This is a genomic window from Mycobacterium sp., assembly GCF_039583805.1.
Lineage (GTDB): Bacteria > Actinomycetota > Actinomycetes > Mycobacteriales > Mycobacteriaceae > Mycobacterium.
In genome coordinates this window covers 1-21637 of the sequence record NZ_JAVKSH010000008.1, presented here as the reverse complement: position 1 = coordinate 21637, position 21637 = coordinate 1, and the positions used below count along the sequence as shown (strand labels likewise).

Below are 21637 nucleotides of genomic sequence, written 5' to 3'. Positions count from 1 at the left end.
GGCTGCGCCGCGCTGGCGATCGCACGGTGTTCGACGGTGGCGACCGCTGCGCCCGGCTGCGCCGCGCTGGCGATCGCACGGTGTTCGACGGTGGCGACCGCTGCGCCCGGCTGCGCCGCGCTGGCGATCGCCACTAAACTCGCCGGGTGATGACGCCCGAGAACGCCTATCTCGTCGGTTTGCGGCTCACCGGCAAGAAGGTTGTCGTGATCGGCGGCGGCAGCGTGGCGCAACGCCGCGTTCCGCTGCTCATCGCCAGCGGCGCCGACGTGCACATCATCACCCGCGCAGCTACCCGCGCCGTCGAGGCGATGGACCGAATCACCTTGACGCTGCGCGACTATCGAGACGGCGACCTTGCGGAAGCCTGGTATGCGATCGCGGCCACCGACGACGCGTCGGTCAACGCGGCGGTGGTCGCCGAGGCGCAGCGGCGCCACATCTTCTGTGTGCGCGCCGACATCGCCGCGGAGGGCAGCGCCGTCACACCGGCCACCTTCGGCTACGAGGGTCTGGCGGTCGGCGTGCTGGCCGGTGGCGAGCATCGCCGTTCGGCGGCCATCCGTTCCGCCATCCACGAGGCGCTGCAACGCGGGGTCATCACCGCCGACAGCACAGACGTGCGGCCCGTCGGGGTCGCGCTGGTCGGCGGCGGGCCCGGCGATCCGGAACTGATCACCGTCCGCGGTCGCCGTCTGCTCGCCCAGGCCGATGTCGTCGTCGCCGACCGGCTGGCGCCGCCGGAACTGCTCGCCGAGGTGCCCCCGACCGTCGAAGTGATCGACGCCGCGAAGATCCCGTACGGGCGGGCGATGGCCCAGGACGCCATCAACGCCGTGATGATCGAGCGGGCCAGGGCGGGACAGTTCGTGGTGCGCCTTAAAGGGGGCGATCCGTTCGTCTTCGCCCGCGGTTACGAGGAGCTGTTGGCGTGCGCCGACGCCGGGATTCCGGTGACGGTTGTGCCCGGTGTGACGAGTGCCATAGCCGTGCCCGCGCTGGCGGGTGTTCCGGTGACGCATCGTGCCGTCAACCACGAGTTTGTCGTGGTCAGCGGCCATGTCGCGCCCGGCCACCCCGAATCGTTAGTGAATTGGGACGCATTGGCGGCTATGTCGGGCACCATCGTTTTGCTGATGGCAGTAGAGCGCATCGAGCAATTCGCGGAAGTGTTGATAAAAGGCGGTCGACCTGCGGATACGCCGGTGCTGGTGGTTCAGCAGGGGACAACGCCCGCGCAGCGTACTTTGCGGGCTACCCTGGCGGACGTGCCCGAGAAGACGCGCTCCGAGGGCATCCGACCGCCCGCGATCATCGTGATCGGGGCAGTCGCGAGCCTCAGCGCTTTAAAAGATTCTTAAGATTACTGTATGGTAGCCCCTTATGACGGCTCTCAACGATGCGGAGCGGACTGTCCCCGCGTGGACGGCCGACGTCCCGGCAAAACCGGAAAGACCGGAAAAACCGGAAAGACCGGAAAGACCGGAAAGACCGGAAAGACCGGAAAGAGCAGCCCCGATGTCTGACATGCGTGCGGCGCGGACCACCGTGGCCGATGCGAATAGCTCTTCCCCCACCCGGCTGCTCTCGCGCCGGTTCATCGCTGCCGTGGTCGCGATCGGTGGGATGCAGCTGATGGCGACGATGGATGGCACCATCGCGATCGTCGCGCTGCCCAAGATCCAGAACGAGCTCGGCCTCTCCGACGCCGGCCGCAGCTGGGTGATCACCGCCTACGTGCTGACCTTCGGCGGTCTGATGCTGCTGGGCGGCCGGCTCGGCGACACCATCGGGCGCAAGCGCACGTTCGTCGTCGGCGTCGCGCTGTTCACCATTGCCTCGGCCCTGTGCGGGATCGCCTGGGACGACGCCACTCTGGTCACCGCCCGGCTGCTGCAGGGTATCGGCGCCGCGATCGCCTCGCCGACCGGTTTGGCGCTGGTCGCCACCACCTTCCCCAAAGGGCCGGCGCGCAATGCGTCCACGGCGGTGCTGGGGGCGATGACCGGCGCCGGCTCGGTGCTGGGCCTGGTGGTCGGCGGGGTGCTGACCGAGGTGTCCTGGCGGCTGGCGTTCCTGGTGAACGTGCCGATCGGGCTGGTGATGATCTACCTGGCGCGCACCGTACTGCGGGAAACCCAGAAGGAGCGGATGAAGCTCGACGCCGCCGGCGCCATCCTGGCCACGCTGGCCTGTACCGCCGCGGTGTTCGCGTTCTCGATGGGGCCCGAGAAGGGCTGGATATCGGTGACCACCATCGGCACGGGTGCGGTGGCCCTGGCCGCATTCGTGGCCTTCGCGCTGGTGGAGCGCACCGCAGAGAATCCCGTCGTCCCGTTCGACCTGTTCTTCGACCGCAACCGGCTGGCCACCTTCGTGGCCATCTTCCTCGGCGGTGGCGTGCTCTTCACCGTGATCGTGCTGATCGGCCTGTACGTGCAGGAGATCATGGGCTACAGCGCGCTGCGCGCGGGCATCAGCTTCATCCCGTTCACGATCGCGATGGCCCTCGGCCTGGGCGCGTCGTCACAGTTGGTGTCGTGGTTCCCGCCGCGGGTGGTGGTGATCGGCGGTGGGGCGCTGATGGTGGGCGCCATGGTCTACGGCTCGACGCTCAGTGCCGGCATCCCGTACTTCCCGAACCTGGTGCTGCCGATCACCGTCGGCGGCATCGGTATCGGCATGATCATCGTGCCGCTGGTGCTCTCGGCCATCACCGACGTCGGGTTCGACCGGATCGGGCCCACCTCGGCGATCGCGCTGATGCTGCAGAACCTCGGCGGGCCGGTGGTGCTGGCCGTCATCCAGGCCGTCATCACGTCGCGCACGTTGTATCTGGGCGGCACCACCGGCCCGGTGACCGACATGAACCACGCCCAGCTGCACGCTCTGGGCCAGGGCTACACCTACGGCCTGCTCTGGGTGGCCGGGGTGGCCGTCCTGACCGGCGGGGTGGCCCTGTTCATCGGGTATTCCGCCAAGCAGGTCGCCCACGCGCAGGACGTGCAGCACGCCATGGACGCCGGCGAGCTGTAGCTCGCCCGACGTGCGCGTCCTTGCGCGTCCAGATTGAAACCTGGCAGGAAGAGTCCGGCCGCCGTGAGTTCAGTCTCGGCGCGAGGGCACGCTTTCATCTCCGGTCGCTAAGTGGTCTCGCTCGTCAGTTCGTCGGGGTGCCGTGCACCGGGGGTCGCGTGATCGAACGTGAAGCCGTTGCGAGAAATCCGGCCAATTCTCGCAACGGCTTCACGTTCGGTGCGGCCGGGCTGCACAGAGTCGACCCACACGCCTCGTTGGTCACAGCTACCGGGCTGTGCTGCAGACCTGGTGACAAGAACATGATCCCGAAGGACCTCTGAGCGCGACCGCTAAGGTAAGCGACCGTGATCACCCGGATGTCCGAGCTGTTCCTGCGGACCCTGCGCGACGACCCCGCCGACGCCGAAGTTCCCAGCCACAAGCTGCTGATCCGGGCCGGCTACGTCCGGCCGGTCGGGCCCGGCCTGTACAGCTGGCTGCCGCTGGGCCTGCGGGTGCTGCGCAAGATCGAACGGGTTGTCCGGCAGGAGATGAACGCGATCGGCGGGCAGGAGATCCTTTTCCCCGCCCTGCTGCCACGCGCGCCGTACGAAAGCACCAACCGGTGGACCGAATACGGCGACAGCATTTTCCGGCTGCACGACCGCCGCGGCAACGATTACCTGCTCGCTCCCACCCACGAAGAGCTGTTCACGCTGCTGGTGAAGGGTGAGTGCAGTTCCTACAAGGACTTCCCGCTGGTGCTCTACCAGATCCAGACCAAGTACCGCGACGAGGCCCGGCCCCGGGCCGGCATCCTGCGGGCTCGCGAGTTCGTCATGAAGGACGCCTACTCCTTCGACGTCGACGAGGCCGGGCTGACGAACGCCTACCACGCCCACCGGGAGGCCTACCAGCGGATGTTCGACCGGCTGCGGGTGCGCTACGTCATCGTGTCGGCGGTGTCCGGCGCGATGGGCGGCAGCGCCTCCGAAGAGTTTCTGGCCGAGAGCCCGACCGGTGAGGACACCTTCGTGCGGTGTCTGGAGTCGGGGTATGCCGCCAACGTCGAAGCCGTGGTGACTGCCCGCCCCGAGGCGCTGCCGGTCGACGGGTTGCCTGCCGCGGTCGTCCACGACACCGGGGACACCCCGACGATCGCGACGCTGGTCGACTGGGCCAACAGCGCCGGCCTGGGCCGCGCCGTGACCGCCGCCGACACCCTGAAGAACGTCCTGCTCAAGGTCCGCGCGCCCGGCGGCGACTGGGAGCTGCTGGGCATCGGGCTGCCCGGTGACCGAGAGGTCGACGAGAAGCGGCTGGGCGCGGCGCTCGAACCGGCCGACTACCAGCTGCTCGGTGACGACGACTTCGCCCGCCACCCGTTTTTGGTCAAGGGCTATATCGGCCCGAAAGCATTGCAAGACAACGGTGTTCGCTATCTGGTGGACCCGCGGGTGGTGGACGGCACCAGCTGGATCACCGGCGCCGACGCGCCGGGGAAGCACGTCGTCGGGCTGGTGGCCGGCCGGGACTTCACCGCCGACGGCGCCATCGAGGCCGCCGAGGTCCGCGACGGGGATTTGTCGCCGGACCGTGCTGGTCCATTGGTGTCCGCGCGCGGCATCGAGGTCGGCCACATCTTCGCGCTGGGCCGCAAATACACCGACGCCTTCGCCGCCGACGTGCTCGGCGAGGACGGCAAGCCGGTGCGGCTGACCATGGGCTGCTACGGCGTCGGGGTGTCGCGGCTGGTGGCCGTCATCGCCGAACAACACCACGACGACCTGGGCCTGCGCTGGCCGTCCAGCGTCTCGCCGTTCGACGTGCACCTGGTGATCGCCAACAAGGACGCCGCAGCCCGCGCCGGCGCCATGGAGCTGGCCGGGGACCTGGACCGGCTGGGCATCGAGGTGCTGCTCGACGACCGCCCCGCATCACCCGGGGTGAAGTTCAAAGACGCCGAGCTGCTGGGCATGCCGTGGATCGTCGTGGTCGGCCGCGGCTGGGCGGACGGCATCGTCGAGCTGCGCAACCGGTTCAGCGGCCAGACCTGCGAGCTGCCCGTCGACGCTGCGCTGGCTACCGACATCACGGCGGCGGTGTCCGGCTGACCCGTCATTCGCCGCCACCCGGGAACGCGGTGGTGATCGGCCACACGCCCACCACCCGGTTCCAGCGTGCGGCCAGCACGGCGCACTGGGTCAGCGCCGTCACCGCGAACCTGCGGTCCCGCGGGTCGGGGGCCTGCTCGACGACGGCCCGCCACGCCACCGCGTCGTCGAGCTCCATGCGTGCCGCCAGCCGGTCCGCGTCGGTGGGGTCGTTCACCGGCATCGGCAGCTGGTAGCCGGCTGCGGCGACCGGCGCGGTGACCGAGCGGGCCGCCAGCATCGCCGCGACCTGGTCGCGGCGTTCGCGGTGCTGCGCCAACGCGACGGACACCAGGCTGTTGACGTCGGGCTGGGATTGGGCGGAGACGATGCCGTAGCCGTAGATCACCGCGTGTTCGCTGGCCAGCGCCGCGCACAGCGCGGCGTCGTAGGGGGTGTCGGGGCCGCCGGTGGGGGACGGCTCGGCGGAGGTCACGGCTCGGCTTCTGCGAACGCGAGCGCGACCGTGCCGGCCGCAGTGCAGGCGGCGGCGATCGAGCCGAGCAGTCCGGCCTGGTAGCCCGACGAGGTGGCGGCCAGCTGACCGGCGCCGGCGGCGGACCCGCGCAGGGCGTTGACCACGTCTGCCAGTGACGGAGGCGGCGCAGGTGCGGCGGGCACATCTTCGGGTTGCGGGGGACCGGCCGGGGCCGGGCTGGTCTCGCTCGACGTGGTTGCCGACCGCCCCAGCACGCGGTCGATCTGTGCGGCCAGCGCCTGCGCGTGGCGGGCGCGTTCGGCGGCAACCCGTGTCAACGCCGCCGCGACCTCCGGCATCTGGCCCGCGGCGGCTGCGGCGGCCAGGTCGCTGTCGTGCCGGGCCGCTGCCAGCTGTGCGGCCAATTCGTCGGTCGCGGGTGGTGGCTCCGGCGCGGTGTCGCAGGCCGATGCGGTCACGCCCAGCGCGGCCAGAGCGGCGCCGCCGGCCAGCACCCGCCTCCTGCTGACGGCGGTCGCTGTCGGTGGCACGGCCCTATCCTGCCATCGCGCGCCGCACCGTCCGAGCCGTGACCGGTTGTCGCGCGATCACGGCTGCGGAACGGATTCCTGGCGTATCGTTAAATGCTGTTTCCCCCGGAACTTCCGGAGCCGCCCCGCCGGTGACAGCCGGCCGATCGACCGGACAACTCAAGATGAGGAGCTCGCCGTGGCCGCCGGCCTACCGTCGCAGACGCAGGTGATCGAGCTGCTCGACGGTGAGTTCGCCCGGGCAGGCTATGAAATCGAGGACGTCGTCGTCGACGCCGCGGCGCGTCCGCCGCGGATCACCGTGATCGCCGACGGCGACACCGCGCCCGACTTGGACGCCATCGCCGCGTTGTCCCGTCGCGCGTCGGTCGTGCTGGACGGCGTGCACGGCATCGAGGCCGGCTACGTGCTGGAGGTCAGCTCCCCGGGTGTGCAGCGACCCCTGACCAGCGCCAAGCACTTTCGACGGGCCCGGGGCCGCAAGGTCGACCTGACGCTGTCGGACGGATCGCAGCTGACCGGCCGGGTCGGTGCGACCCACGACGACACGGTGACTGTGGTGCTACGCGTGGGCGCCGACTGGACAGTTCGCCACGTCGCGCTCAAAGAGATCGCGAAAGCCGTTGTCCAGGTGGAGTTTTCACCTCCTGGGAAGCGAGAGCTGGAGCTGGCGGAGACGGAGGCCGGAGCGTGAACATCGACATGGCCGCGCTGCACGCGATCGAAGCGGACAAGGGCATCTCGGTGGATGTCCTCGTCGAGACCATCAAGTCGGCGTTGCTCACCGCCTACCGGCACACCGCGGGGCACCAGCAGGACGCGCGCATCGACATCGACCGCAAAACCGGCGCGGTCCGGGTGATGGCCCGTGAGGTCGACGACGACGGCAACGTGATCAGCGAATGGGACGACACACCCGAGGGCTTCGGCCGGATCGCCGCCACCACCGCTCGCCAGGTGATCCTGCAGCGGCTGCGCGACGCCGAGAACGAACGCAACTTCGGCGAGTTCTCCACCCACGAGGGCGAGATCGTCGCGGGTGTGATCCAGCGTGACAGCCGGGCGAATGCCCGTGGCCTGGTCGTCGTGCAGCTCGGCAGCGAGGGCAAGGGATCCGAGGGTGTGGTCCCGGCGGCCGAACAGGTGCCCGGCGAGACCTACCAGCACGGGGACCGGCTGCGCTGCTACGTGGTCGGGGTGACGCGCGGTGTCCGCGAGCCGGTGATCACGCTGTCGCGCACGCACCCCAACCTGGTGCGCAAGCTGTTCTCGCTGGAGGTGCCCGAGATCGCCGACGGGTCGGTGGAGATCGTCGCGGTGGCCCGGGAAGCCGGGCACCGCTCGAAGATCGCGGTCCGGTCCCATGTCCCCGGCCTGAACGCCAAGGGCGCCTGCATCGGCCCGATGGGCCAGCGGGTGCGCAACGTGATGAGCGAGCTGTCCGGCGAGAAGATCGACATCATCGACTACGACGACGACCCGGCCCGGTTCGTCGCCAACGCGCTCTCACCGGCCAAGGTGGTGTCGGTGACGGTGATCGATCAGACCGCCCGGGCGGCCCGGGTGGTGGTGCCCGACTTCCAGCTGTCGCTGGCCATCGGCAAGGAGGGCCAGAACGCGCGACTGGCGGCCCGGCTGACGGGATGGCGCATCGACATCCGCGGCGACACCCCGGCGCATCCGGCCGCCAGCCCGGACCACAGCGCCAGCCACGGGATGGCCCACGATCGCTGAGCGGTCTCGCTCGTCAGTTCGTCGGGGTGCCGTGCACCGGGGGTCAGGTCACCGAACGTGAAGCCGTTGCGAGAAATCCGGCCAATTCTCGCAACGGCTTCACGTTCGGTGAGACGGGGGTGAACAGGGTCGACGCACACGCCTCGGTAGTCACACCTACCTGGCTCTGCAGACCTGGCGACAAGCACATGATCCCGACGAACTTATGAGCTCGACCACTAAGCCCGCCACCCCGGGTGTGGGGCCCGACGGGCGACGCGGGAGGCGGTGCTGACGGCCGGGTCGGTGCAGGTAAGATGAGTCGTGGTCCAGCGCGAGACTTCGGTAGCTGCGCACCAACGCCCGGACAACCCTAGCGGACCGGTGCGGACGTGCATCGGATGCCGGAAGCGAGAGCTGGCCGTCGAACTGTTTCGCGTGGTAGCTGTGTCGGCCGGGAACGGCGGGTATGCCGTGATCGTCGACCCAGCAGGTAGTCTGCCGGGGCGTGGTGCATGGGTGCATCCTCTGCAGCGGTGCGTGCGCGAAGCGAATCGGCGGCGAGCTTTCGCGCGAGCGCTGCGCATCGCCGGTTCACCGGACACCTCCGCGGTGGTCGAGTATGTCGATTCGCTCGGCGCACCGGGCAACAGAACAGGTAGAGACAGAAACATGAGCACACCGTGAAGTCCCGATGACCATGCGTCATAGCTAACCCGAGGCGCGGCCCACCTCCGCTGTCGCCTCATAGACAGGAGATGTAGTGGCAGGCAAGGCCCGCGTACACGAGTTGGCCAAGGAACTCGGTGTTACCAGCAAGGAAGTGCTCGCCCGGCTCAGCGAACAGGGCGAATTCGTCAAATCGGCGTCGTCGACGGTGGAGGCCCCCGTCGCGCGCCGGCTGCGCGAGTCGTTCGGCGGCGGCAAACCCGCCGCCGCCAAGGCTGCCGGCAACGGCGGCGCGGCCGTCAAGGCCGGTCCCGCTCCCGAACCGCCGCCTGCCGCGCCCGTCGCGCCGCCTGCCGCGCCCGCCGCGCCGCCTGCGCCCGCACCGCCGGTAGCCGCCGAACCGCCCGGCCCGCCCCGGCCGGCGCCGGCGACAGGTGCGATGCCCGGTCCGCGCCCGGCCCCCAAGCCCGCGGCCCGGACTCCGCGGGTCGGCAACAACCCGTTCTCCTCGGCGCAGCCTGTGGACCGGCCCATTCCGCGTCCGCCCGCGCCGCGGCCCGGAGCCGCCCGCCCCGGCGCGCCCCGCCCCGGCGTGTCGCCCGGCAGCTCGCCGTTCGGCGGGGGCGGTGCCGCAGGTCCCGGCGGACAGGGCCGCCCGCCGCGTCCCGGCATGCCGCGGCCCGGCTCCGGCCGGCCCGGCGCCCCGGCCGGTGGGCGCCCCGGCGGCCCTGGCGGCGGCCCCTACCGTGGCGGCGGGCCCGGCGCCGGCGCCGGAGCCCCGCCCGGCGGCGGGTTCCGCGGCCGTCCCGGTGGCGGCGGTCGTCCCGGGCAGCGCGGCGGCGCGGCCGGCGCGTTCGGCCGTCCCGGCGGCGCGCCCAAGCGGGGCCGCAAATCCAAGCGGCAGAAGCGCCAGGAATACGACTCGATGCAGGCCCCGGTCGTCGGCGGGGTGCGGCTACCGGTCGGCAACGGCGAGACCATCCGGCTGGCCCGCGGGGCGTCGCTGAGCGATTTCGCCGAGAAGATCAACGCCAACCCGTCGGCGCTGGTGCAGGCGCTGTTCAACCTTGGTGAGATGGTGACCGCCACCCAGTCGGTCGGCGACGAGACCCTCGAGCTGCTGGGCAGCGAGATGAACTTCAACGTGCAGGTCGTCAGCCCGGAGGACGAGGACCGCGAGCTGCTGGAATCCTTCGACCTGTCCTACGGAGAAGACGAGGGCACCGAGGAGGATCTGCAGACCCGCCCGCCGGTGGTGACCGTGATGGGTCACGTCGACCACGGCAAGACCCGGCTGCTGGACACCATCCGCAAGGCCAACGTCCGCGAGGCCGAGGCCGGCGGCATCACCCAGCACATCGGCGCCTACCAGGTGAGCGTCGAACACGACGGCGCCGAGCGGCCGATCACCTTCATCGACACCCCGGGTCACGAGGCGTTCACCGCCATGCGTGCCCGCGGCGCCAAGGCCACCGACATCGCGATCCTGGTGGTCGCCGCCGACGACGGTGTGATGCCGCAGACCGTGGAGGCCATCAACCACGCGCAGGCCGCCGACGTGCCGATCGTGGTGGCGGTCAACAAGATCGACAAGGAGGGCGCCGACCCGGCCAAGATCCGCGCCCAGCTCACCGAATATGGCCTGGTCGCCGAAGACTTCGGTGGCGACACGATGTTCGTCGACATCTCCGCGAAGGAGGGCACCAACATCGAGGCGCTCGAAGAGGCGGTGCTGCTGACCGCCGACGCCGCCCTGGACCTGCGGGCCAACCCCGACATGGAGGCCCAGGGTGTGGCGATCGAGGCGCACCTGGACCGCGGCCGCGGGCCGGTGGCCACCGTGCTGGTGCAGCGCGGCACGCTGCACATCGGCGACTCGGTGGTGGCCGGCGACGCCTACGGCCGGGTGCGCCGGATGGTCGACGAGCACGGCGACGACGTCGACGAGGCGCTGCCGTCCCGGCCGGTGCAGGTCATCGGCTTCACGTCGGTGCCCGGCGCGGGCGACAACTTCCTGGTCGTCGACGAGGACCGGATCGCCCGCCAGATCGCCGACCGGCGCAGCGCCCGCAAGCGCAACGCCCTGGCGGCGCGCACCCGCAAGCGGATCAGCCTGGAGGACCTGGACTCGGCGCTGAAGGAAACCAGCCAGCTGAACCTGATCCTCAAGGGCGACAACGCCGGTACCGTCGAGGCGCTGGAGGAGGCCCTGATGGGCATCCAGGTCGACGACGAGGTGGCGCTGCGGGTGATCGATCGCGGTGTCGGCGGTATCACCGAGACCAACGTCAACCTGGCGTCGGCGTCGGACGCCATCATCATCGGGTTCAACGTGCGTGCCGAGGGCAAGGCGACCGAGCTGGCCAACCGCGAGGGCGTGGAGATCCGCTACTACTCGGTCATCTACCAGGCCATCGACGAGATCGAGAAAGCGCTGCGCGGCCTGCTCAAGCCGATCTACGAGGAGAACCAGCTGGGTCGCGCCGAGATCCGGGCGATCTTCCGGTCCAGCAAGGTCGGCCTCATCGCGGGCTGCCTGGTGACCTCGGGCGTGGTGCGCCGCAACGCCAAGGCCCGGCTGCTGCGCGACAACATCGTGGTCGCCGAGAACCTCACGGTGACGTCGCTGCGGCGGGAGAAAGACGACGTCACCGAGGTCCGCGACGGCTACGAGTGCGGTCTGACGCTGGGCTACTCCGACATCAAGGAGGGCGACGTCGTCGAAACCTACGAGCTGGTGGAAAAGGCACGTGTCTGACCCGGCCCGGGCGCGCCGGCTGGCCAAGCGGATCGCCACGATCGTCGCCTCGGTGATCGAGTACGAGATCAAGGACCCGCGGCTGGGCGGGGTCACCGTCACCGACGCGAAGGTCACCGGCGACCTGCACGACGCCACCGTGTACTACACGGTGATGGGGCGCACGCTCGACGACGAGCCCGATTACGCCGGGGCGGCGGAGGCGCTGAAAAAGGCCACCGGGGTGCTGCGCAGGGAAGTCGGGGCGGGCACCGGCGTGCGCTTCACGCCGACGTTGACCTTCGTCCGGGACACGGCCTCGGACGCCGCGCGGCGGATGGAGGAGTTGCTGGCCCGGGCCCGCGCTGCCGACGCCGACCTGGCGCGGGTGCGCTCGGGTGCTCGACCGGCCGGGGAGCCCGATCCGTATCGTGGCAGCGGGGGCGACACGCTGGAGACTGGGAGCGCCGGTGACGACGATCGACCCGAGGACTGAGCCGAGCGACACGGCCCGCTGCGTCGACGCCGGCGCCGCCGCCGCGCTGCTGTCGGGCGCCGGCTCGGTCGGCGTGGTCTGCCATGTCTATCCCGACGCCGACACCATCGGAGCGGGCCTGGCGCTGGCGCTGGTGCTGGAGCGGGCCGGCAAGGACGTGCAGGTGAGTTTCGCCGCGCCGGCGACGCTGCCGCGGTCGCTGCAGTCGCTGCCCGGCGGGCATCTGCTGGTCGATCCCGCAGCGATGCGCCGCGACGCGGATCGTGTTGTGACGGTGGATATTCCGAGTGTCAACCGGCTCGGCGAGCTGAGCTGTCTGGCCGGTCCGGACCGGGAGCTGCTGGTCATCGACCATCACGCCAGCAACCAGTTGTTCGGCACCGCGAACTTCGTCGACCCGTCGGCGGACTCCACCACCATGCTGGTCGCCGAACTTCTCGACGCGTGGGGCAAGCCGATCGACGTCGAGGTGGCGCACTGCCTGTACGCGGGGCTGACCACCGACACCGGGTCGTTTCGCTGGGCCAGTGCCCGCGCGCACCGGCTGGCGGCGCGGCTGGTCGACCTCGGCGTGGACAACGCCGCGCTCAGCCGGGCGCTGCTGGACACCCATCCGTTCAGCTGGCTGACCATGCTGTCGCGGGTGCTGGGGTCGGCGGTGTTGCTGCCCGACGCCGTCGGCGGCCGCGGGCTGGTGTACGCGGTCGTCGGCCACCGCGAATGGGTCGGCGCGCGGCCGGAGGAAGTGGAGAGCGTCGTCGACATCGTGCGCACCGCCGAGCAGGCTGAGGTCGCGGCGGTGCTGAAGGAGATCGAGCCGCAGCAGTGGTCGGTGTCGATGCGGGCCAAGGCGGCGGTCGACCTGGCCGCGGTCGCGTCGGCGTTCGGCGGCGGCGGGCACCGCCTGGCCGCGGGCTATTCGACCACCGGTTCGGTGGCCGACGTGGTCGGGTCGCTGTGCGCGGCACTTGGCTGACAAGCTTCCGGCCGACGGCCGACGGATTGTGCGGCTGGCGCTGCCGGCGCTGGGCGTGCTTGCGGCCGAGCCGCTGTACTTGTTGTTCGACACCGCGGTCGTCGGCCGGCTCGGCGCGCTGAGCCTGGCCGGGCTGGCCGTCGGCGCGCTGATCCTCGACGCGGTCGGCTCCGACCTGACGTTTTTGTCGTACGGCACCACCGCCCGCGCGGCGCGGTATTTCGGTGCGGGCGATCGGGTGTCGGCGGTGGCCGAGGGTGTGCAGGCGACCTGGCTGGCGTTGGGTCTGGGCGCGCTGATCGTCGTCGTGGTGCAGGCCGCGGCGGTGCCGGTGGTGTCGGCGATCGCCGGCACCAGATCGGCGGGTGGCGACATTGCCGCGGCGGCGTTGCCGTGGCTGCGGATCGCGATCCTGGGCGCTCCGGCGATCCTGGTGTCGCTGGCCGGCAACGGCTGGCTGCGCGGTGTGCAGGACACGGTGCGTCCGCTGCGTTATGTGGTTGCCGGCTTTGGGCTTTCGGCGTTGCTGTGCCCGCTTTTGGTGTACGGCTGGCTGGGGCTGCCGCGGTTGGGGCTGGCCGGGTCGGCGGTGGCCAACCTGGTGGGGCAGTGGCTGGCCGCGCTGCTGTTCGGGGGCGCGTTGCTGGCCGAGCGGGTGCCGCTGCGCTTCGACGGCGCGGTGCTGCGGGCCCAGCTGGTGATGGGCCGGGATCTGGTGGTGCGGACGCTGGCGTTCCAGGCGTGTTTCGTCTCCGCCGCGGCGGTGGCGGCGCGGTTCGGCGCGGCGGCGCTGGGCGCGCACCAGGTGGTGCTGCAAGTGTGGAATTTCCTTGCGCTGGCGCTGGATTCGCTGGCGATCGCGACGCAGGCCCTGGTCGGCGCCGCGCTGGGGGCGCACCGTCCCGCGGAGGCGAAGTCGGTGGCGTGGCGGGTGACGGTGTTTTCGACGGCCGCGGCCGGGGTGTTGGCGGCGGTGTTCGCTTCTGGGGCCTCGGTGCTGCCCGAACTGTTCACCGACGATCCCTCGGTGCTGGCGGCGATCAGCGTGCCGTGGTGGCTACTGGTGGCCCAATTACCCATCGCCGGGATCGTGTTCGCGCTGGACGGTGTTCTGCTCGGGGCGGGCGACGCCGCATTCATGCGGACCGCCACGGTATTCAGTGCGCTGGTCGGCTTCCTGCCGCTCATCTGGCTGTCGCTGGTGTTCGGCTGGGGACTGGCGGGCATCTGGTCCGGGCTGACCGTCTTCATGGTGTTGCGGCTGATTTTCGTTGGCTGGCGGGCGTTGTCGGGCCGCTGGGCGGTGGGCGGGACCACGTGGGCGGGGACCACGTGAGCGGGGATTCGCCGTCAGCTATACCGCTGCCACGATCGAGTGTGCGCTCAGGGCTTTGAGTGTGCGCTGACGGCTTTGAGTGTGCGCTGACGGCGGCCTCAGCGGCGTGTCGTCGCCCCCACCGCACAGTCGAGGCCGTGGACGCACAGTCGACCGTACGATCGCCTGAATCCAGGCATGGATGCACAGCCAAAGCAGAATCGCCGGGCCGGAAGTCGCCGCGGCCGCTGTCACGGCCGCAGTTCGCGAGAACGTTCCGCACGCCCGTCGATGGGGAGCATCGCCCGGCCGCCGTGTGTCGGACGGGAATCCCACCTCTGCACAATGGGCGCGGGACTGAGCAAGTCGCCCGCCACACGTGATCAGCGGCGCAGCTGATCGGCGCGGCGGGCGAAAGGCTTTGTCGGCCGCCGAGCCCGCCGCGCCCGCCGGCCTAACGCACCTGAGCGCGACCGCGCTGCAGCACCGCCTCGCGGTTGGCCGCGATGTCGGCGCCGCTGACCCGGAACTGCCTGGCGGCCATCGCTTCCAGCCATAGCCCCTCGGCGGTCTGTGACTCGTCGATGCGGTGGTAGGCCGCCAGCAACGCCCGCACCGCGTCGCGGTTGTTGCCGACGATCGCGGCCGCCACCTGCCGGGCGGCGGGCAGCAGCTGATCGTGCGGCACCACGTCGGTGACCAGGCCGGCCCGCAGCGCGTCGCCGGCGGACAGGTAATCCCCGGTCAGGCTCATCCGGCGGGCCAGGCCCACCCCCACCTTCTGCGGCAACCGCACGCTGAGGCCCCAGGTGGGCAGCAGGCCCACCCGGGCATGCGTGTCGGCGAAGCGGGCGTGCTCGGAGGCGATCAGGATGTCGCAGTACAGCGCGAGCTCCAGGCCGCCGGTGACCGCCGCGCCGTTGATCGCGCCGATCACCGGCGTGCTCATCGCCGGCCAGCGGGGCGAGATGTCTGGCAGCGCGGACTGGCCGCCGAGCTCCTTGAGGTCCAGGCCTGCGCAGAAGACCGGGTCGGCGCCGGTGACGATGACGACGTCGACGCCGTCGTCGGCCTCGGCGGCGGTCAGCGCGGCGAAGAAGCTGTCCCGCAGCGCCGACGACAGCGCGTTGCGGGACGCGGGACGGTTGAGGGTCAGAGTGCGGACGCGCTCGTCGGTGTCGATCAGCAGGATGTCGGCGGTCATGATCTCACCGTAGCCAGTTGTCCCGGGCCGCTTCTGTCGACCTCAGGTCACCGGAGACCGCTCGTCTGTCACGGTGCCCAGAAGAATGACCGCGACCGAGGTGAAGGCGAAAATCCTCGCCCTGCTCGACGAGGTAGCCGATGGTGACGAGATCGAGATCACCACCGGGGAGTCCTGGAACGCCTCCTGATGACGGTGCTGCTGAACACACACGTACTGGATTGGTGGTCGGCCGAGCCCTGCTCGTCTGGGGCGAAACGTCGGCTACGCCAACGGACTTGGAGCCGGCCAGGTCTTCGACTTCTACAGCGCCACCATCGTCGCCGTGGTCGACGTATGCGTCGACCGGTATCGGTGATGGCCGTGTGGGCCACCACGTCAGTCGGTCTTGGGAGGCGGCTTCTTCAGCCACTTCCTGAGCCGAACCAGCTGATCGACCACGATGCCCAGGGCCAGCATCGTCAGCGCCACCCCGATTGCGGTGCTCACGCGTCTATCCTGCCAGCGGCAGCCGGCCGGTGACTGTCCGCCCGAGCGCCTATGGTCGGGGCATGACCGCGACCGCGACGGTGCCCGCGCTCAAGGAGTGGAGCGCGGTGGTCCACGCGCTGCTGGACGGCCGCCAGACGGTGTTGCTGCGCAAGGGCGGAGTCGGCGAGAAGCGCTTCGAGGTGGCGGCCCGGGAGTTCGTGTTGTTCCCGACGGTGGCGCACAGCCACGCGCGGCGGGTCCGCCCCGAACACCGCGACCTGCTCGACGCCGCGGCCGCCGACAGCACCGACGACTACGTGGTCGTCCGTTCTGCCGCGAAAGTGGTTGCGGCAGTGACGGTTAACCGTCCCGACAACCTCGATGCCATCGCGGATCTGCACATCTGGACCGCCGACTCGGTGCGCGAAGACCGGCTGGACTTCCGGCCCAGGCATCGGCTGACGGTGCTCGTCGTGCAGGCGCTGCCGTTGGCCGAGCCGGTGCGGGTGATCCGCAGCCCCGAGTACGCCGGCTGCACCAGCTGGGTGCAGCTGCCGGTGACGCCGACGCCGTCGGCTCCGGTGCACGACGACGCGACGCTAGCCGCGATCGCCGGCCGGGTCCGCGACGCCGTCGGATGACGTCACCGGCAGCCGCAGCCGTGAGGCCCCGAAGTGCACCGTATGGGTGGCCGGCCGCAGCCGCGTGCCGGTCACCGGCGGTTCGGCGGTGCCCAGGTTGCGCGCATAGCGCGGATGTGAGCCGCCCGCGACGAGCACGCGGATCCGCGAGCCGGCCCTGAACCGGTGGGCGATGGCGTCGAGTTCGATGCGGACCTCCGCCGCGCCGCCCAGCCGCAGGTAGCCGTCGCTGACGTTGACCGACCGGCCGCGGGCGTCGACCTCGCTGACCCGGGCGAAGACGTCGACGTGCGGGTTGTCGGCGCTGTGCGCCAGCTCGACGACGGGCCTGCCGTGCACGCGCACATCGTCGGTGAGCACGTCGCCGGTGAAGTGCAGCACGTCGGCGCGCTGCGCCAGCCGGCTGTCGTCGCGGTAGCCGCCGTCGGGGGACAGCAGCGGGCCGCCGACGGTCGGTGTCGGATCGCCGGGGTCGTAGCGGAACGTGGTCGAGCCCGCTGCCGGCGGTGTGTCGCCCAGGCCGCCGCCGGGCTGCAGGTACAGGGTGTGCTCGGTGGTCGCCGGCGGCCAGTCCGGCAGCTCCCGCCAGCCGTCGCCGGTCACCTCGACGCGGACCGGGCAGGGGCGCGGCCTGGGCGCGGCGCCGAGGTGGGTGTCCAGCCAGGCCAGCGATTCCTGGCTGACGGTGCGTAATCCCTTGGTGAGCAGCTGGTTGTGGGTCCACGCCCCGATGGTCAGCGCCACGTCGGCGCCCCGGTCGCGCAGGTGTCGGTACTGCGCCAGCGTCTGCGGCAAGAACAGGTCCTGCCAGCCGCCGAGCAGCAGCACCGGAGCCCGCACGCGTTCCAGCGCGGCGTCGAACCGCAGCGGCTCCCAGAACGGGTCGGCGCGGTCGGGGTGTTCGACCCATGCCTCGTACCACGGCGCGCCCTCGCCCAGCAACGCCCGGCCCGCCGCACCCAGCGGCAGGCGGTCGGCTGCGCGGGCCACCAGGTGCGGCGCCCGCAGCTGGCGCAGGCCGACCCGGAGCCGCCCGCCGTCCTCCTGGTGGGCCATCAGGTCGCTCCACCCCAGGAAGTCGGCGAGCCCGAACGCGCCGGTGCCCCAGGACGACACGCTGAAATCGTGCGGGCCGGCGATGACGACGGCGGCGGCGAGCTCCGGCGGGGGATCGGCCATCAGCGCCCACCCGGTGGACCCCAGGTAGGACACCCCGATGGTGCCGAACCGCCCGGTGAACCAGGGCTGCTCGCGCAGCCAGGCCACCGTGTCGGCGCCGTCGTCGCGTTCGTGGCGGATCGGCTCGAACACCCCCGCCGAGCCGAACGTGCCGCGCACGCTCTGCAGCACGACGTGGTATCCGCGGGCGGCGTAGAGCCCGGCGAACATCAGCGAGAACGGAAACCCGCGGCCGTAGGGGCCGCGGACCAGCAGGGTGCCGACGGGCCGCGCGGTCGGCGCGTAGTGGTCGGCCAGCAGCTCGACGCCGTCGCGCATCGGGACCACAACCCGGGTCACGGTGTAGTCGCTGGTCGGCGGGCGCAGCCGCAGCAGCCGCCCGAGAAGTCTCGTCGCGGCCGCACCGGCGGACGGGGCGGTCAACGGCTCAGGTCACGGCATAGAACGGGATGTCCTCGCACCGGTCGGCGGCCACCCGCCGCGACGACGCGCGTCCTCGCGGCCATGGCACTCCCTGCATTCGGATCGATTCGTCGGGGATCGATTCGTTCGGCTCGTCCTCGGACCGCCGCACCGTCTGCCGCGTCGCCGGACTCGAACCAATGTCCAGCAGTGAACCAATGTCCGGCAGTGTACCAATGTCCGGCAGTGTACAAGGCGGGCCGGCGCCGCCACGGCGGGCACCGGAACCTGTCGCGGTCCGGCGGGAATGCGGGCCGTTACCCTGAGTAGTCGTGGCTGGGGAAAAGTCGCGGCATGAGCCGACGCTGTGGGCGGTGTCCGACCTGCACACCGGTCATCTGGGCAACAAGCCCGTCACCGAGTCGCTGCAGCCGTCGTCGCCCGACGACTGGCTGATCGTCGCCGGCGACGTCGGGGAACGCACCGACGAGATCCGCTGGGCGCTGGACCTGCTGCGACGCCGGTTCGCCAAGGTGATCTGGGTGCCCGGCAACCACGAGCTGTGGACCACCAACCGCGACCCGATGCAGGTGTTCGGCCGCGCCCGCTACGACTACCTGGTCGCCATGTGCGACGAGATGGGCGTCGTCACGCCCGAGCATCCGTTCCCGGTGTGGACCGAGCGCGGCGGCCCGGCCACCATCGTGGGAATGTTCCTGCTCTACGACTACACCTATCTGCCGGCCGGGGCGACGACCAAAGCCGAGGGCCTGGCGATCGCCCGCGAACGCAACGTGGTGGCCACCGACGAGTTCCTGCTGTCACCCGAGCCGTATCCCACCCGCGACGCCTGGTGCCGGGAGCGGGTCGCGGCCACCCGCGCGCGTCTGGAAGACCTCGACTGGATGACACCCACCGTGCTGGTCAACCATTTCCCGATGGTGCGTGAGCCCTGCGACGCGCTGTTCTACCCGGAGTTCTCGCTGTGGTGCGGCACCACCGAGACCGCCGACTGGCACACCCGCTACAACGCCGTCTGCTCGGTCTACGGCCACCTGCACATCCCGCGCACCACCTGGTACGACGACGTGCGCTTCGAGGAGGTGTCGGTGGGTTACCCGCGGGAGTGGCGGCGCCGCAAGCCCTACAGCTGGCTGCGCCAGGTGCTGCCCGATCCGCAGTACGCGCCCGGCTACCTCAACGACATCGGCGGGCATTTCGTCATCACCCCCGAGATGCGCCGGCAGGCCGAGCAGTTCCGGGAACGAATCCGCAGCCGACGCGCATGAGCGGTCTGCTGTCGTCGGTGCTGCCCGCCGACCGGGCAGATCTGGCGGCTGTCGAGTTGTTCTGCGACCCGCCCGGTTTGGCGCCGCTGCCCGGGGAGGAGCCGTTGATCGCCCGCTCGGTGGCCAAGCGGCGCAACGAATTCGTCACCGTGCGCCACTGCGCGCGGATCGCGCTGGGTCAGCTGGGGTTGCCGTCGGCGCCGATCCTCAAGGGCGACAAAGGCGAACCGTGCTGGCCTGACGGTGTGGTGGGCAGCCTCACGCACACCACCGGCTATCGGGGCGCGGTGGTGGGCCGCGCGGCAACGGTGCGGTCGGTGGGCATCGACGCCGAACCGCACGACACGCTGCCGCATGGTGTGCTCGACGCGATCAGCCTGCCGCGGGAACGCGGCGAGATCGCGGCGCTGCCGGCGGGCCTGCATTGGGATCGAATCCTGTTCTGCGCCAAGGAGGCAACGTACAAGGCGTGGTTTCCGCTGACCAGACGGTGGCTGGGCTTCGAGGACGCCCACATCACTTTTTCCCGCGAGCGTGCGTGTTTGCCCGGCGACACGCCGCAAACCGCCGCGCAACCGCGCACGCTCGCGACAAGCGGCGGGTTCACTTCCACGATCCTCATCGATCCGGCCGCGCGCTCCGGCCCGCCGCTGACGGCGCTGCGCGGGCGCTGGCTGGTGCGTGACGGTCTGGTGCTGACGGCGATCGTGCTGTGACCGGTCCCGGCGTCGTCGTCGTCGACAAGCCGGCCGGATGGACAAGCCACGACGTGGTGGCGCGCTGCCGGCGGATCTTCGCGACCCGCCGCGTGGGGCATGCCGGGACGCTGGACCCGATGGCCACCGGCGTGCTGGTTGTCGGCGTCGAGCGCGCCACCAAGGTCCTCGGGCTGCTGGCGGAGACCTCCAAGTCGTATACCGCGACCATCCGGCTGGGGCAGGCCACCTCCACCGAGGACGCCGAAGGGGAATTACTGCAGCAGGTTTCAGCGGCAGGCGTGACCGACGACGCGATCGCCGCGGCCGTCGCCGGGCTGCGCGGCGACGTCATGCAGGTGCCCTCGGCGGTCAGCGCGGTCAAGGTCGGCGGACGGCGGGCCTACCGGCTGGCCCGCGAGGGCCACCCCGTCGAGCTGCAAGCCCGGCCGGTGCGCGTCGAGCGGTTCGACGTGCTGGCCACCCGACGCCACGGCCAGCTGGTCGATCTCGACGTCGAGGTGGACTGCTCGTCGGGAACCTACGTCCGCGCGCTGGCCCGCGATCTGGGCGACGGGCTCGGGGTCGGTGGGCACCTGACCGCGCTGCGGCGCACCAGGGTCGGCCGGTTCGGGCTGGACGGGGCGCGCACCCTGGACGAGCTGGCCGCGCAGCCGCGGCTGAGCCTCACCCTCGACGAGGCGTGTTTGCTGATGTTCGCGCGCCGCGACCTCAGCGCCGACGACGCCGACGCCGCCGCCCACGGCCGGGCGCTGGCCGCGGCGGGCATCGACGGCGTGTACGCGGCGACCACCGACGACGGCCGGGTGATCGCGCTGCTGCGTGACGACGGCCCCCGAACGGCGTCGGTGGTCGTGATTCGCCCGGCCACACTCTGACCGGTTTTGATCCGCGCGTCGAACCACCGACTGGATTGACCGTTGCAACTAAATCCCGGTTGCGGGCCATTCTCACCCGAGACGCCGCCGATCCGATGGAATAAGGAAATTCCGATGAAAATAAGGAATCCGCGATTTACATAAGCACATCTATAGAGTCGGACTTGTGACGGTGTCGCGTCTCAACTGTGACCCTCAAGGAGCACCGTTACAGACGTGAGTGACAGTTTCGCGCGCATCCAGTGCACGTAAACGATTCGATACGAAAAGGAGAAACTCATGCGGCACAACTGGATTCACAACCGGACTGCTAAGTCGGGGATGGCGATGGTCACTGGGCTGGCCGCGGCGGCTGCCGTCTGGGCCGTACCGGCGCAGGCGGATCCGCCCGGCGACCCGAATCAGTCGGTCTGCCCGAAAATGGCGCAGGTGGGACCCTCGCTTGCCGCACTGCTGTCCACGCTCATCAATGCGACGTCCGACGTCCACGGAAAGACGGCTGCCCCGCCGGACATGGCCGAGCTGTTCAGCAGGATGGGAATATCGAATTACTGCCCGGACGCGGAGACGTCGCTGCGTAACGGCCAGCTTCCGAACGTGCCGGGCGTCATCAGCGACAGGCCCGATGTGCACGGCATCCTCGGAGGTATACCCGCGGATCCGGCTGCGCCCGGCCAGTAGCCGGTCGAGCTACCGCGTACCGAGCGGTTCGGCGGCAGCGCTGCCAGCGCTGCCGCCGGGAGCCGGCAGCCAAGGGCCCGGTGTTCTGTCGATCATTGCGGATGGCTGGCCAGATAGTCGCCGACCGGGA

The 21637-nt window shown here is 70.7% G+C and carries 19 protein-coding genes and 1 pseudogene; 16 read left to right on the top strand and 4 right to left on the bottom strand.

Going from position 1 to position 21637, the window contains the following annotated elements; all coding sequences use genetic code 11:
* The first annotated feature begins 149 nt into the window (after positions 1–149).
* The 3 genes from cobA to ABDW21_RS01900 all read left to right on the top strand — a co-directional run bounded on the left by cobA (position 150) and on the right by ABDW21_RS01900 (position 5132).
* Complete coding sequence (cobA, locus tag ABDW21_RS01910; RefSeq protein WP_343710008.1) at positions 150–1361, top strand: uroporphyrinogen-III C-methyltransferase; 1212 nt, start codon at positions 150–152, stop codon at positions 1359–1361.
* 22 nt (positions 1362–1383) lie between these two features.
* On the top strand, positions 1384–3036 hold the full coding sequence (locus ABDW21_RS01905; protein WP_343710002.1) for an MFS transporter: 1653 nt from the start codon (positions 1384–1386) through the stop codon (positions 3034–3036).
* A gap of 347 nt (positions 3037–3383) precedes the next feature.
* On the top strand, positions 3384–5132 hold the full coding sequence (locus ABDW21_RS01900; protein ID WP_343599369.1) for a proline--tRNA ligase: 1749 nt from the start codon (positions 3384–3386) through the stop codon (positions 5130–5132).
* Between the two features lie 4 nt (positions 5133–5136).
* On the opposite strand, the gene ABDW21_RS01895 is transcribed toward ABDW21_RS01900, so the two are convergent.
* Complete coding sequence (locus tag ABDW21_RS01895; RefSeq protein WP_343599368.1) at positions 5137–5607, bottom strand: ferritin-like domain-containing protein; 471 nt, start codon at positions 5605–5607, stop codon at positions 5137–5139.
* Complete coding sequence (locus ABDW21_RS01890; protein WP_343599366.1) at positions 5604–6140, bottom strand: hypothetical protein; 537 nt, start codon at positions 6138–6140, stop codon at positions 5604–5606. Before ABDW21_RS01890 ends, ABDW21_RS01895 begins: the two co-directional genes overlap by 4 nt.
* Positions 6141–6318: 178 nt before the next feature.
* Between ABDW21_RS01890 and rimP the strand changes: the two genes are divergently transcribed.
* From rimP to ABDW21_RS01855, 7 genes are all read left to right on the top strand, one after another.
* Positions 6319–6834, top strand: a complete 516-nt coding sequence (rimP, locus tag ABDW21_RS01885; protein WP_343599364.1) for a ribosome maturation factor RimP — start codon at positions 6319–6321, stop codon at positions 6832–6834.
* The gene (gene nusA / locus ABDW21_RS01880; RefSeq protein WP_343599363.1) at positions 6831–7874 is read left to right on the top strand and encodes a transcription termination factor NusA; all 1044 of its coding nucleotides are present in this window, start codon (positions 6831–6833) and stop codon (positions 7872–7874) included. Before rimP ends, nusA begins: the two co-directional genes overlap by 4 nt.
* A gap of 303 nt (positions 7875–8177) precedes the next feature.
* Positions 8178–8540: a YlxR family protein gene (locus ABDW21_RS01875; RefSeq protein ID WP_343599362.1), complete on the top strand. Its 363-nt coding sequence runs from the start codon at positions 8178–8180 to the stop codon at positions 8538–8540.
* Positions 8541–8616: 76 nt separating this feature from the next.
* Positions 8617–11280 carry a translation initiation factor IF-2 gene (infB, locus tag ABDW21_RS01870; RefSeq protein ID WP_343710001.1) on the top strand — a complete coding sequence of 888 codons (2664 nt, stop codon included), beginning with the start codon at positions 8617–8619 and terminating at the stop codon, positions 11278–11280.
* Positions 11273–11755: a 30S ribosome-binding factor RbfA gene (gene rbfA, locus ABDW21_RS01865; protein ID WP_343602575.1), complete on the top strand. Its 483-nt coding sequence runs from the start codon at positions 11273–11275 to the stop codon at positions 11753–11755. Before infB ends, rbfA begins: the two co-directional genes overlap by 8 nt.
* The gene (locus tag ABDW21_RS01860) at positions 11730–12731 is read left to right on the top strand and encodes a bifunctional oligoribonuclease/PAP phosphatase NrnA (protein WP_343710000.1); all 1002 of its coding nucleotides are present in this window, start codon (positions 11730–11732) and stop codon (positions 12729–12731) included. Before rbfA ends, ABDW21_RS01860 begins: the two co-directional genes overlap by 26 nt.
* Positions 12724–14067 (top strand): MATE family efflux transporter, encoded by a 1344-nt coding sequence (locus tag ABDW21_RS01855; protein WP_343602571.1) that lies wholly within the window; start codon positions 12724–12726, stop codon positions 14065–14067. The genes ABDW21_RS01860 and ABDW21_RS01855 overlap by 8 nt, the downstream gene beginning before the upstream one ends.
* A gap of 433 nt (positions 14068–14500) precedes the next feature.
* Here the strand turns inward: ABDW21_RS01855 and ABDW21_RS01850 are convergent, their stop codons facing one another.
* Positions 14501–15250, bottom strand: coding sequence for an enoyl-CoA hydratase (locus ABDW21_RS01850; RefSeq protein ID WP_343602568.1), 750 nt, complete (start codon positions 15248–15250; stop codon positions 14501–14503).
* A gap of 85 nt (positions 15251–15335) precedes the next feature.
* Between ABDW21_RS01850 and ABDW21_RS01845 the strand changes: the two are divergent.
* Positions 15336–15410, top strand: a pseudogene (locus ABDW21_RS01845) (type II toxin-antitoxin system prevent-host-death family antitoxin); the annotation flags it as partial.
* A gap of 391 nt (positions 15411–15801) precedes the next feature.
* Entirely contained in the window at positions 15802–16362 is a 561-nt protein-coding gene (locus tag ABDW21_RS01840; RefSeq protein WP_343709999.1) for a DUF1802 family protein, read from the top strand.
* Here ABDW21_RS01840 and ABDW21_RS01835 read toward each other — a convergent pair.
* A complete protein-coding gene (locus tag ABDW21_RS01835) occupies positions 16321–17964 on the bottom strand; it encodes a CocE/NonD family hydrolase (protein WP_343709998.1) in 1644 nt (547 codons plus the stop codon). The two genes, ABDW21_RS01840 and ABDW21_RS01835, sit on opposite strands and share 42 nt — an antisense overlap.
* Positions 17965–18275: 311 nt before the next feature.
* Here ABDW21_RS01835 and ABDW21_RS01830 point away from each other — a divergent pair, with 311 nt between their 5' ends.
* From ABDW21_RS01830 to ABDW21_RS01815, 4 genes are all read left to right on the top strand, one after another.
* Positions 18276–19232: a metallophosphoesterase gene (locus ABDW21_RS01830; protein WP_343602562.1), complete on the top strand. Its 957-nt coding sequence runs from the start codon at positions 18276–18278 to the stop codon at positions 19230–19232.
* The gene (locus ABDW21_RS01825) at positions 19229–19948 is read left to right on the top strand and encodes a 4'-phosphopantetheinyl transferase (protein WP_343602560.1); all 720 of its coding nucleotides are present in this window, start codon (positions 19229–19231) and stop codon (positions 19946–19948) included. The genes ABDW21_RS01830 and ABDW21_RS01825 overlap by 4 nt, the downstream gene beginning before the upstream one ends.
* Entirely contained in the window at positions 19945–20826 is an 882-nt protein-coding gene (gene truB / locus ABDW21_RS01820; RefSeq protein ID WP_343709997.1) for a tRNA pseudouridine(55) synthase TruB, read from the top strand. Before ABDW21_RS01825 ends, truB begins: the two co-directional genes overlap by 4 nt.
* A gap of 279 nt (positions 20827–21105) precedes the next feature.
* The gene (locus ABDW21_RS01815; RefSeq protein ID WP_343709996.1) at positions 21106–21507 is read left to right on the top strand and encodes a hypothetical protein; all 402 of its coding nucleotides are present in this window, start codon (positions 21106–21108) and stop codon (positions 21505–21507) included.
* The last annotated feature ends 130 nt before the right edge of the window (positions 21508–21637 follow it).

What these genes read in the sequence shown, in the direction of transcription:
- ABDW21_RS01840 (WP_343709999.1), top strand. Translation starts at nt 15,802, where the DNA reads ATGACCGCGACCGCGACGGTGCCCGCGCTCAAGGAGTGGAGCGCGGTG.
- ABDW21_RS01850 (WP_343602568.1), bottom strand. Translation starts at nt 15,250, where the DNA reads ATGACCGCCGACATCCTGCTGATCGACACCGACGAGCGCGTCCGCACT.
- ABDW21_RS01815 (WP_343709996.1), top strand. Translation starts at nt 21,106, where the DNA reads ATGCGGCACAACTGGATTCACAACCGGACTGCTAAGTCGGGGATGGCG.
- cobA (WP_343710008.1), top strand. Translation starts at nt 150, where the DNA reads ATGACGCCCGAGAACGCCTATCTCGTCGGTTTGCGGCTCACCGGCAAG.
- ABDW21_RS01825 (WP_343602560.1), top strand. Translation starts at nt 19,229, where the DNA reads ATGAGCGGTCTGCTGTCGTCGGTGCTGCCCGCCGACCGGGCAGATCTG.
- ABDW21_RS01905 (WP_343710002.1), top strand. Translation starts at nt 1,384, where the DNA reads ATGACGGCTCTCAACGATGCGGAGCGGACTGTCCCCGCGTGGACGGCC.